A 10,365-nucleotide genomic window follows, 5' to 3' on the forward strand; every position below is an offset into this window, starting at 1 on the left:
GGACGGAGGGTCCGATGCCCGCGCCCGACCGCCTGCTGGCGGACACCTTCCTCCTGGGTGACGTCGCCGCCGCCTACGCCGCGCGGCCGCCCTACCCGGACGCGGTGGTCACCCGGCTGGTCGAGGTGGCCGGCGGTGGGCGGGTGCTCGACCTCGGGGCCGGGGAGGGCTCACTGGCCCGGCCGCTGGCCGTCGCCGGGCTCGAGGTCGACGCCGTCGAGCGGGCCGCGGTGATGGTCGAGGCCGGAAGGACGGCGCCCGGCGGGGACCACCCCCGGCTGCGCTGGCACACCGAGCCGGTCGAGGAGCTCTCCGCCCGGGGGCCGTTCGGTCTCGCCGTCGCGGGCGACGCGATGCACTGGTTCGACCACGCCGTCCTGGTGCCCCGGCTGGCCCGGGTGCTCACGCCCGGCGCGCCGCTCGTGCTGGTCACCCGCACCGCGCGGCACCCCGGCCTCGACGCGCTGCGCCCGGTCATCGCGCGGCACTCGCGCTCGGTCGACCACGACCCGACCTACGACGCCGGACGAGCCCTCACCGCGGCCGGCCACTGGACCGAGGCCGGGCGGCACACCACCGACCCGGTGCCCTTCCGCCAGTCGCCGGCCGCCCACCTGGAGGCGCTGCGCTCGACGTCCAGCCTGGCCCGCGGGCTCATGGACGCTACCGAGAACGCCGCGTTCGACGCCGCCGTCCTGGCCGTGCTCGAGCCGCTCGCCGACGACGACGGCCTGCTGACCCTGGCCCTCGACGCCACGCTCGTCACCGGCCACCTGCGCGGCGACGGCTGACCCGGCTCACTCCGCCGGGCGGCCCCCGCGGCGGGCGTAGGTGACGAAGCGGCAGCCGGTCGGGGCGCCGTCGACCTCGATCGTCGTCTCCTCCACCTCGTGCTCGACCCAGTCGGCGGGGTCGAGCACGGGGAAGAGCACGTCGCCGTCGATCTCGAGGTCGAGCTCGGTGAGGTGCACCAGGCTCGCCCGGTCCAGGGCGGACGCCCACGGCCGGGCACCGCCGATGACGAAGACCTCGCCGTCCTCGTCGGCCAGGGCGTCTTCCAGCGAGGTCGCCCAGCGCAGGCCGGTGCCCGCCTCGTCCGGCGGCGCGTCCTCACCCGGGTGCCGGGACAGGACGACGTTGCGGCGGCGCGGCAGCGGCCGGCCGAGGGTGGCCCACGTCGCGGACCCCATGACGACGGTGTGGCCGTCGGTGAGCCGGCGGAATCGGCGCAGGTCCTCCGGCGCGCGCCACGGCATCCCGTCGCCACTGCGGCCCGCGACGCGGTCGTGGGCCACGGCTCCGACGAGGTGGACACGGGGGGCGTCGCCGCCGGGACCGCTCGCATCGGGCATGCGCCCGAGGATGCCACGTCGCCGTGGCTCCGCCGGGTCTCCGGACCGCCGTGCGGGCACTCCCACCGGCGCGCCGACACCGCGTCGGCGCGCGGCCGTCAGCGGGCGATCCGCTGCAGCACGCCGTCGGTGCGGCTCGCCACCCACAGCACCCGCGACCCCGGCGCCACCGCGACGGTGTTCGGCTGGCGCACCGTCGGGTACCGGTCGAGGACCCGCGGGGTGTCGCCGCCGACGTCGACCCCGACGACCTCGTTCGCCGCCGTCCGGGTCACCCACACCGTCGCCGCGTCCGGGTCGGCCGCCAGGCCGTAGGGGCTGTCCCCGAGGTCGAGCGCGGCCACCTGCCGCAGCGGGTCGACGTCGAAGACGAGGAGGCGCCCGCCCCGGGTGTCGGCGACGGCCACCCGTCCGGGCGCGGCGAGCACGGCGTGCGTCGGCCCGTCCCCGGCCGGCACCCGCGCCACCCGCCGCAGCGTGTCGAGGTCGTAGCTCGTGAGGGTCCAGTCGCGCACGTCGACGACGACGGCGAACCGGCCGACCGCGACGACGCCGCCGGGCTGGGCGAGGTCGTCGAAGGTGTGCACGACCCGGCCCTCGCGCACGACGCTCAGCGACCCGCTGAACTCGTCCGCGACGAGCAGGTCGCCGTCCGCCGCGCCCGCGGCGTCGTGCGGCACGTGCCCGACCGCCGTCGAGCGGGTGGCGCCCGTGCGCACGTCGACCTCGAGCAGCGTGTCGTCGCCCTCGTTGGGGACGAGCACCGTGCCGCCGCCGGTGGCCAGGCCCAGGTGGCGCACCGAGCCGGGGACGGGCACGCTGCGGCGGACCGCCAGCGTGCGCGGGTCGAGCACGAGCAGCCGGTCCGGGCGCCGCACCCCGAGCGCGAGCAGACCGGTGGCGGGGTCGCGGACCAGCCCCTCGGGGGCGTACCCGACGTCGGCCACCCGGCCCGCGGGCTCGACGGACGGCGTCGGGGCGTCGGCCGGCTCGGCGCCGGTGCGCTCCGGCGGGGCGGACGACGCCCCGGAGCCCCCCGGTCCACCACCGGAGCAGGCGGCGAGCCCGAGCCCGGCCAGGGCCCCGGCGACCGCGGCACGACGGCCGGGACGCGATGGGCGGGGGAGGGTCACTCCGTCGAGTCTGCCAGGCGACCCGGTGACCGGTCCCGGCTGGCATCCTGGCCCAGTGCCGCTGACCAGCCTCGCCGTCTTCCTCGGCTCCAGCCCGGGGACCGACCCGGCGCTGCGCCGGCTGGCCCGCGAGGTCGGCGACGGGCTGGCCCGGCGCGGTATCCGCCTCGTCTACGGCGGCGGCGGGCGCGGGCTCATGGACGACGTCGCGGGCGGTGCCCTCGCGGCCGGCGGCGAGGTCGTCGGGGTCATCCCGCGCGAGATGGTCACCCGCGAGTGGGGCCGCGACGACCTCACCGAGGTGCACGTCGTCGACTCCATGCACGAGCGCAAGGCCCTCATGGCGCAGCGCGCCGACGCCTTCCTCGCCCTGCCCGGCGGCCTCGGCACGCTCGAGGAGGTCTTCGAGGTCTGGACCTGGCGCGCCATCGGCTTCCACGACAAGCCCGTCGGCTTCCTCGACGCCGGCGGCTTCTGGACGCCCCTGCTGGACGCGATGGACGGACTCGTCGCGGCCGGCTTCCTCACCCGCGCGACGCTCGACGACCTCGTCGTCGCCGACACCCTCGAGGCCGCGCTCGCCGGTCTGGAGTCCCGGCTCGCGCCCGGCGACGACGGCGGGCTGCGACCGGGGACCTGAGCCCGGCCCGACCAACCCGGCCGGCCCTCCGGTCCGGCGGGTGGACCGGCCGCACCGGACAGGCCCTCGCCGGCGGGCGGAGGCGCAGAGTGGGGGGATGACGTCCTCCGCCGGCCGACCGGCCACCACGCCCACGGTCCCCGCCGGCGACGCGAGCGAGGAGGGCACCGCCCGGGCCCATCGTCGGGGGTTCGGGGTGGTCGCCGCCGCCTTCCTCGTCCTCATGGCCTTCGCGACCCTGCCGACCCCGCTCTACCCGGCCTACCAGCGCCTCGACGGGTTCCCCACCGTCGTCATCACGGTGATCTTCGCGGCCTACGGGTTCGGGGTCATGGCCGGGCTGTACCTCGTCGGGCACGTCAGCGACGTCCTCGGACGGCGCCCGGTGCTGCTCGCCGCGACGGCCGTCGAGCTCGTGAGCGCGGTGATGTTCCTCGCCCTCCACGACACCGCGAGCCTCCTGGTCGCGCGGTTCGTCTGCGGCGTGGGGATCGGGGCCGTGACAGCGACGGCCACCGCCCACCTCGCCGAGCTGCACGCCGTGGGTCGCCCCGACGCCGACCCGGGCGTCGCCCCCGTCGTCGCCGGGTCGGTGAACACCGGGGGACTCGCGCTGGGCTCGCTCGCCGCCGGGCTGCTCACCGAGTGGCTCCCGCACCCGCTGGAGGTGCCCTACGCCGTGTGGGTGGTCGTGCTCGTCGCCGCGTTCCTCGGGCTGCTCACGGTGCCCGAGACGGTGCACCACGACGGTCCGCGCCCGCGCTACCGGCCGCAGAAGGTCGCCGTCGAGCCCGCCGCCCGGCCGCGCTTCGCCGCCGCGGCCGTCGCCGCCGCTGCCGCGTTCTGCGTCCTCGGGCTGTTCACCTCGCTCACCGCGAGCTTCGTCGGCGGCACGCTCGGGGTGCGCTCGCGGCTCGTCACCGGCGCGGTGGTCTTCGGCGTCATCGGCGCGTCGGCGCTGGTCCAGGCCCTGCTCGGCCGGCGCAGCCCGGCCGCCCGGCTGCGGATGGGCACGGTGCTCATGACCGCCGGGCTGCTGCTCGTCGCCGCGGCGGCGCTGCTCACGAGCCTGCCGGTCTTCGTCGTCGCCGGCCTAGCCTGCGGCGCCGGGCTGGGGCTGCTCTTCACCGTCGGCCTGGCGACGGCGGGCGCGGTGGCGTCGGAGGGTCGTCGCGGCGAGACGCTGGCGGGGATGTTCCTCGCCGCGTACGCCGGCATCACCGTGCCGGTCATCGCCACCGGGGTCGCCCTCACCTGGTTCCCCGCCCCCGACGTCCTCGTCGCCTTCGCCGCCGTCGTCCTCGTCGTCGTCCTCGTCTCGACGACGCTGATGCGCCGTCACCTGCGCTCCCCCTCGACCTCCCCCGAACGTGTGTGAACACGCCGGGAGAATCCGGCGTGTTCACACACGTTCGGGGGAGGGGCGCGCAGGACCCGGGGCGGCCCCCCGGGTCAGGGTGGACGGCATGACGAGCAGCGACCTGTGGGACGCCGACGCCGCGGCCCGCTACGACGACGCGACCGCCGACCTCGCGACCCCCGAGGCCCTGGACCCGGTGCTCGACGTGCTGGCCGACCTCGCCGGCGACGGCCGGGCGCTCGAGCTCGCCGTCGGGACCGGCCGGGTCGCGATCCCCCTCTCCGCCCGCGGCGTCGAGGTGCACGGCATCGAGCTCTCGCAGCCCATGACCGACCGCCTGCACGAGAAGGCGCCCGACCTGCCGGTGGTCGTGGGCGACATGGCGAGCACGGTGGTCCCGGGCGAGTTCGCTCTGGTCTACCTCGTCTACAACACGATCGGGAACCTGCGCACCCAGGACGAGCAGGTCGCGTGCTTCGCCAACGCCGCCCGGCACCTGGCCCCCGGTGGCCGCTTCGTCGTCGAGGTCGGCGTGCCGGCCCTGCGGCGGCTGCCGCCCGGCCAGGCCGCCGTCCCGTTCGACGTGGGCGAGGCGCACCTGGGCTTCGACACCTACGACGTCGTCACCCAGGACGCCGTCTCGCACCACTACACCCGCCGGCCCGACGGGTCGTTCCGCTACGGGCGCCACCATTTCCGCTACGTCTGGCCCTCCGAGCTCGACCTCATGGCCCGGCTCGCCGGTCTCGACCTCGAGCGCCGCACCGCCGACTGGCACGGCGCCCCCTTCACCGCCGACAGCGAGGCCCACGTGTCCGTGTGGCGCCGACCCACCGGGTCCTGACCCGCGCCGCACCCCCGCGCCCCCGCCCCACCGCCCGATCGCGCGGACGTGGGTGGACACCGTCGCCCGGGCGGACATCGTCACCCACGTGCGCGGCCCGGAGGAGTGGGCAGGGGTAGGAGGGGCGCCGGCGGGGTAGAGGCCGCAGACGCCCCCCGACCCAGGAGGACCATGTCTTCGCCACCCTCGTCCTCGGACGCCCCGTCCCCGTCCGGCGGCCGCCGGCCCCGCGCCGTCCTGCTCGACGTCGACGGCACCCTCGTCGACACCGCCTTCGCGCACACGACCTGCTGGTGGCAGGCGCTGCGCGAGCACGGCCACCGGGTGCCGATGGCCCGCATCCACCGCGCCATCGGCCTGGGAGCGGACCGGATGGTCGGGCACCTGCTCGGCGAGCACGACGAGAGCATCGACGACGCCGTCGTCGCCTCCCACGCGGCCCTGGTCGCGGCCTGGCACGAGCGGTTCGTGCCGCTGCCGGGCGCCCGGGACCTCGTGCGTCGCTGCCACGACGCCGGGCTCGTCGTCGTCCTGTCGACCTCGGCCGGCACCCGCGACCTGGCCGCCCTGCGCCGGGCGCTGGACGCCGACGACTGGGTGGACGAGGCGACGACGAACGACGACGCCGAGCACAGCAAGCCGGACACCGACATCCTCGACGTCGCGCTGGACCGGATCGGGGTGCGCGCCGAGGACGCGGTCTTCGTCGGCGACGCCGTGTGGGACGCCCGGGCCGCGGTCTCGGCGGGCATGCCCTGCCTGGGCGTCGAGTGCGGGGGCACGAGCGCCGCCGAGCTGACCGAGGCCGGCTGCGTCGCGACGTACGCCGACCCCGCCGACCTGCTGGCCCGCTTCGAGGACTCCGCGCTCGCGGCCCGCTGACGCCCCACCGCCCCGGCCCGGAGCCCGCCCGGCCGGGGGGAGACGGACGGGACGGGCGTCGGTACCATCGGCCCGTGATCCGCCTCGTGCTCACCGTCATCGGCGACGACCGCAGCGGCCTGGTCAAGGCCCTCGCAGACGTCGTCGCCGAGCACGACGGCAACTGGGAGACCAGCCAGCTGGCCGAGGTGGCCGGCAAGTTCGCCGGCATCGTCGTCGTCGCCGTCCCACCGGACCGGGCCTCGGCGCTGCAGGACGCCCTGACGCCGCTGCGCGGGATGCTCGAGGTGGAGGTGCGCGGCGAGGTCGCCGCCGACGAGCCGCCCGCGGCCGACACCCGCGCGGTCGTCGTCGAGATCGTCGGCAACGACCGGCCCGGGATCGTCCAGGCGGTCTCCGGGGTGCTCGCGGCGCACGGCCTCGGCGTCGCCGAGCTCGAGACCGACACCCGTGAGGCCCCGATGGCCGGCGGCCGGCTGTTCGAGGCGCGCGCCGTCGTCACCGTCCCGGCCGGCGCCGACACCGCCGACCTGCGCGCCGCCCTGGAGGAGATCGCCGACGAGGTCCTCGTCGACCTCGCCTTCGAAGAGCTCTGAGGGCCCGGCGCGGCGTGCGCCGGGCGACGGTGCTCAGGCGGGGCGGTAGCGGAAGCGGACGACGACGACGCCGTGGTCGCTGGTCCCGGTGGCCTTGTGGTCGGCGTCGTCGAGGTGGTCGTTGACGATGGCGAGCCCGTCGAAGAGCCACACCCGCCGCCGGCCGTGGTCGTAGAACTCCTCGGAGACGAGCACGTGGTCCAGTGACTCGCGCAGGTCCTCGTGAACGTGGGTGTAGTAGACGTCGCGGGTGTCCCGGTACTCCTGCAGCGTCTGCGCGGTGTAGAGGGCGACGTCGGACCCGCCGGTCGAGATGCCGACGAGGTAGCGCGGCTGCTCGGTGACGATGTTCAGGGTGTTGGAGTGCTGGCCGTCGTTGAGGTCGCCGAGGACGACGACCGGGGTCCGGGTGCCCTTCATGACGTCGGTGAGCATCATCCGCAGCGCCGTGGCCTCGGCGGTGCGCCGCACGGTCGAGACCGCCGACCCCAGCGCGGTCCGGTGCCGCGAGTACGTGTCGGGGTCGGCGCGGTACCAGTCCTCGCGGTAGACCGGGGCGGGCGCCTTGGACTTCAGGTGGCAGACGTGGACGAGGACGGCGGGCCCGTCGTCGCGCGGGGCGATCTCGAAGCGCAGCACCGGCCGCGAGAAGCCGTCGATGCGCACGTCGATCTCCGGCGTCTGCCGGTCCTCCCCGCTGGAGCGCAGGACGAGCTCCGGGGGGAAGTGCTGCACCCACTCGGCGCTGCCGTCCACGAGCAGCCCGCGTCGCACGAGGGCCGCGCACACGATGCGCGTCCCGTCGGCCGGGGTGGCGAGGACGTCGTAGGTGTCGGTGAGCCCGGCGGCGCCGAGCACGGCGTGGAGGGCGTCGGCGTGCCACAGCTCCTCGAGGCCCACGACGTCGGCGTCCAGCCGGGCCAGGACGGCTGCGGTCCAGCGGACCTTGGCGTCGTACTGCTCCTGCGTCCACCCGTCGGTGTCGGAGTAGATCGGCAGACCGGGGAGGTTGAGGTTCAGCAGGTTGAACGTCGCGAGGGAGAGCGTCGTCCGGTCCACCCGGCCCATCCTGCCGGGCGGGTCCGGCCCGCGCCAGGTCGTGCTACGCGCCGACTTCGTGGTCGGATGGGGGGCATGACCAGCGAGCCCGCCGACGCCCGTGGCGCCGGTCCGGTGCGCCGCGACGACGCCGACGTGCTCGTCGTCGACGCGGCGAACGTCGTCGGCTCACGGCCCGACGGGTGGTGGCGCGACCGGGCCGGAGCCGCGGCCCGCCTGCACGAGCGGCTCGTGGCGACCGACCTCGGCGCCGACGTCGTCCTCGTCCTCGAGGGGCGCTCCCGCGACGGGGTGCCCGAGGGCACCGTGGGCCGCGTCCGGACCGTCCACGCGCCCGCCGCGGGGGACGACGCGATCCGCAGTGAGGCCGCGAGCGCCGCCCGGCGCGGCCGCCGCACCCGTGTTGTCACCGCCGACCGCGGGCTCGCCGCCCGCGCCCGGGCCGCCGGCGCCGACGTGCTCGGGCCCTCGCGCCTGTTGGACGGCCTGGCCACCCCCGAACCCCGCCCCGACGAAGACCCCGGAGGTCCCTGATGTTCTCCAACCCCCAGGTCGTGCTGTTCTGCGACGACGTCGACCGCACCGCCGACTTCTACCGGCGGGTCGGCTTCGAGGAGGCGTTCCGCTCCCCGGCCGAGGGCCCGGCCCGGCACGTCGACCTGGTCCTGGACGGAGCCCGGATCGGGCTGGCCGGCCACGACGCGAGCAGCGAGGACCACGGCTTCCCCACCAACCGCGAGCCCGACCGGGCCGCGGTGGTCCTGTGGTGCGACGACGTCGAGGCGGGGCACTCCCGCCTGCTGGAGGCCGGCGCCGTCGAGCTCGCCGAGCCGCACCCGTTCCTGGACACGCTGCGGATCGCCTGGTCGCGCGACCCGGAGGGCCACCCGATCCAGGTCGTCCAGCGGGTCGGCTGACCGGCCGCCCGGAACCTCCCGTCCGGGGCGCGGGCGCCTCAGGCGGCGACGGCCCGCCGCAGCACGGTGCGCAGCACCCCGACGCCGCGCTCGACGTCGTCGGCGGTGACGTAGGGCGCGACCGATAGCCGCAGCACCGGACCCTCGTCGGTCTCGCCGCACCACAGGTCGACGCCGTGCTCGTGCAGCGCGCGCAGCAGCGGGTCGGGGTCGACGTCCGGCAGCGCGACGGCCACCATCGCCGGGGAGCGCGGTCCGGTCGCGAGGGGCTGCACGCCGGGCACCGCGAGGAGCAGGTCCTCGGCGAGGCCCCCGACGGTGCGCCAGTGCTCCCGCAGCCCGTCGGCCAGCAGCCCGCGCTGGTAGGCGACCGCCTCCGCCCCGACGAGGTGCCCGACGACGTCGTCGGTGCCGGCCCACGAGAAGCGGCGCGGCAGGTCCCCGCCGCGGGAGTACCAGCTGGTGACGACCGGCCGCACGTGCTCGACGTGGTCCGGCGGCACGACGAGGAAACCGGTGCCCTTGGGCAGGTGCAGCCACTTGTGCAGGGTGAGGCAGACGAAGACACCGGGGCGCAGCGCCGGCAGCGGCACCTGGCCGGCCGTGTGCGCGCCGTCGACGACGACGGCGACGTCCCGGTCGGCCAGGGCCTGCGACAGCGCGTCGACGTCGTTGACCGACGACCAGGGCGAGGTGACGTGGCTGACGACGACGGCCCGGGTGCGGGCGTCGCACGCGTCGACCAGCCGCGCGACGAGGCCGGCCGGGCGGCCGTCGACGACCTCGACCTCCACCCCTCGCTCGGCGAGGACACCCATGAGCACGACGGTGGCCTCGTACTCGCGGGTCGTCGTCACGACCCGGTCGCCGGGCCGCAGCGCCAGGTGGTCGACGACGGTCTGCATCGCCGTCGTCGCGTTGCGGACGTAGACCCCGCGGCCCTCGGGGATGCCGAGGTGGGCGCACACGGCCCGGCGCGAGGACTCCAGCGTCGGGAAGACCCGCTCGTGGTAGAAGGCCGGGTAGTCCGACTCGGCCTCGACCCGCAGGGCACGGGCCGCCCGCAGCACGGGGAGGGGCGTGGCGCCGAACGAGCCGTGGTTGAGGAAGGTCTTGCCCGGCACGAGCGGGTACTCGTCGCGTCGGTCCATACCGCCATCCTGCCCGGCCCCCGGGCCGTTCCGCGCGCCGGGCGACGCGGGGGCAAGGAACTCGTCACGTCCGGGTCCGGGCCCGCCCCGGGCGGCCGCGTCCGTGACCTCCGGCGGGGGCGCGCGGTGTCTGGCCGGCGGACCGCCCTCGTCATGGCCGGCCGTCCGGTCGTGCTCCGCCGAACGGACGAACCGAGAGGCGACCACCCGCGGGGACATTCCGCACCCCGGAAAAATCGACGCATGCAGGAGACCCAGGAGCGCCCCCCGACCCGCGCCGAGCGCCGGGCCGCCACCGAGACCCCGCGAGGACGCCGGACCCACCGCGGCGCGGGCGCGCCGGCGCCCGCGCGCCCCGGTCCGGACCCGGCGGCCGGCACCCGGGCGCACCGCCGCGACGCCCGCCGCGAGGTCGACCGCCGGCGACGGCG

The 10,365-nt window shown here is 76.7% G+C and carries 13 protein-coding genes; 9 read left to right on the forward strand and 4 right to left on the reverse strand.

Features of this window, described 5'->3' with window-relative positions; all coding sequences use genetic code 11:
• Window positions 1-14 precede the first annotated feature (14 nt).
• Window positions 15-791, forward strand: coding sequence for a class I SAM-dependent methyltransferase (locus EPD83_RS14610; RefSeq protein WP_165566765.1), 777 nt, complete (start codon window positions 15-17; stop codon window positions 789-791).
• Between the two features lie 6 nt (window positions 792-797).
• Here the strand turns inward: EPD83_RS14610 and EPD83_RS14615 are convergent, their stop codons facing one another.
• Window positions 798-1,352: a dihydrofolate reductase gene (locus EPD83_RS14615; RefSeq protein WP_165566766.1), complete on the reverse strand. Its 555-nt coding sequence runs from the start codon at window positions 1,350-1,352 to the stop codon at window positions 798-800.
• A gap of 98 nt (window positions 1,353-1,450) precedes the next feature.
• A complete protein-coding gene (locus EPD83_RS14620; protein ID WP_165566767.1) occupies window positions 1,451-2,485 on the reverse strand; it encodes a YncE family protein in 1,035 nt (344 codons plus the stop codon).
• Between the two features lie 55 nt (window positions 2,486-2,540).
• Here EPD83_RS14620 and EPD83_RS14625 point away from each other — a divergent pair, with 55 nt between their 5' ends.
• From EPD83_RS14625 to EPD83_RS14645, 5 genes are all read left to right on the forward strand, one after another.
• Complete coding sequence (locus tag EPD83_RS14625) at window positions 2,541-3,125, forward strand: LOG family protein (RefSeq protein WP_235950627.1); 585 nt, start codon at window positions 2,541-2,543, stop codon at window positions 3,123-3,125.
• A gap of 97 nt (window positions 3,126-3,222) precedes the next feature.
• Window positions 3,223-4,503 carry an MFS transporter gene (locus EPD83_RS14630; RefSeq protein ID WP_128367102.1) on the forward strand — a complete coding sequence of 427 codons (1,281 nt, stop codon included), beginning with the start codon at window positions 3,223-3,225 and terminating at the stop codon, window positions 4,501-4,503.
• An 88-nt stretch (window positions 4,504-4,591) separates the two neighbouring features.
• Complete coding sequence (locus tag EPD83_RS14635) at window positions 4,592-5,329, forward strand: class I SAM-dependent methyltransferase (protein ID WP_165566768.1); 738 nt, start codon at window positions 4,592-4,594, stop codon at window positions 5,327-5,329.
• Window positions 5,330-5,500: 171 nt separating this feature from the next.
• Entirely contained in the window at window positions 5,501-6,211 is a 711-nt protein-coding gene (locus EPD83_RS14640; protein WP_128367935.1) for an HAD family hydrolase, read from the forward strand.
• Window positions 6,212-6,285: 74 nt separating this feature from the next.
• A complete protein-coding gene (locus EPD83_RS14645) occupies window positions 6,286-6,807 on the forward strand; it encodes a glycine cleavage system protein R (RefSeq protein WP_128367934.1) in 522 nt (173 codons plus the stop codon).
• 33 nt (window positions 6,808-6,840) lie between these two features.
• On the opposite strand, the gene EPD83_RS14650 is transcribed toward EPD83_RS14645, so the two are convergent.
• Window positions 6,841-7,866 carry an endonuclease/exonuclease/phosphatase family protein gene (locus tag EPD83_RS14650; protein WP_128367933.1) on the reverse strand — a complete coding sequence of 342 codons (1,026 nt, stop codon included), beginning with the start codon at window positions 7,864-7,866 and terminating at the stop codon, window positions 6,841-6,843.
• Between the two features lie 75 nt (window positions 7,867-7,941).
• Here EPD83_RS14650 and EPD83_RS14655 point away from each other — a divergent pair, with 75 nt between their 5' ends.
• On the forward strand, window positions 7,942-8,400 hold the full coding sequence (locus tag EPD83_RS14655; protein WP_128367978.1) for a hypothetical protein: 459 nt from the start codon (window positions 7,942-7,944) through the stop codon (window positions 8,398-8,400).
• Complete coding sequence (locus tag EPD83_RS14660) at window positions 8,400-8,783, forward strand: VOC family protein (RefSeq protein ID WP_128367977.1); 384 nt, start codon at window positions 8,400-8,402, stop codon at window positions 8,781-8,783. The genes EPD83_RS14655 and EPD83_RS14660 overlap by 1 nt, the downstream gene beginning before the upstream one ends.
• A 38-nt stretch (window positions 8,784-8,821) precedes the next feature.
• Here the strand turns inward: EPD83_RS14660 and EPD83_RS14665 are convergent, their stop codons facing one another.
• Window positions 8,822-9,934: an aminotransferase class V-fold PLP-dependent enzyme gene (locus EPD83_RS14665; protein WP_164896665.1), complete on the reverse strand. Its 1,113-nt coding sequence runs from the start codon at window positions 9,932-9,934 to the stop codon at window positions 8,822-8,824.
• Window positions 9,935-10,177: 243 nt separating this feature from the next.
• On the opposite strand from EPD83_RS14665, the gene EPD83_RS20425 reads away from it, so the two are divergent.
• Window positions 10,178-10,365, forward strand: a 188-nt coding sequence (locus tag EPD83_RS20425; protein ID WP_205859549.1) for a hypothetical protein, incomplete at its 3' end; no start/stop codon positions are given.

The organism is Phycicoccus flavus, assembly GCF_004025965.2.
Lineage (GTDB): Bacteria > Actinomycetota > Actinomycetes > Actinomycetales > Dermatophilaceae > Phycicoccus > Phycicoccus flavus.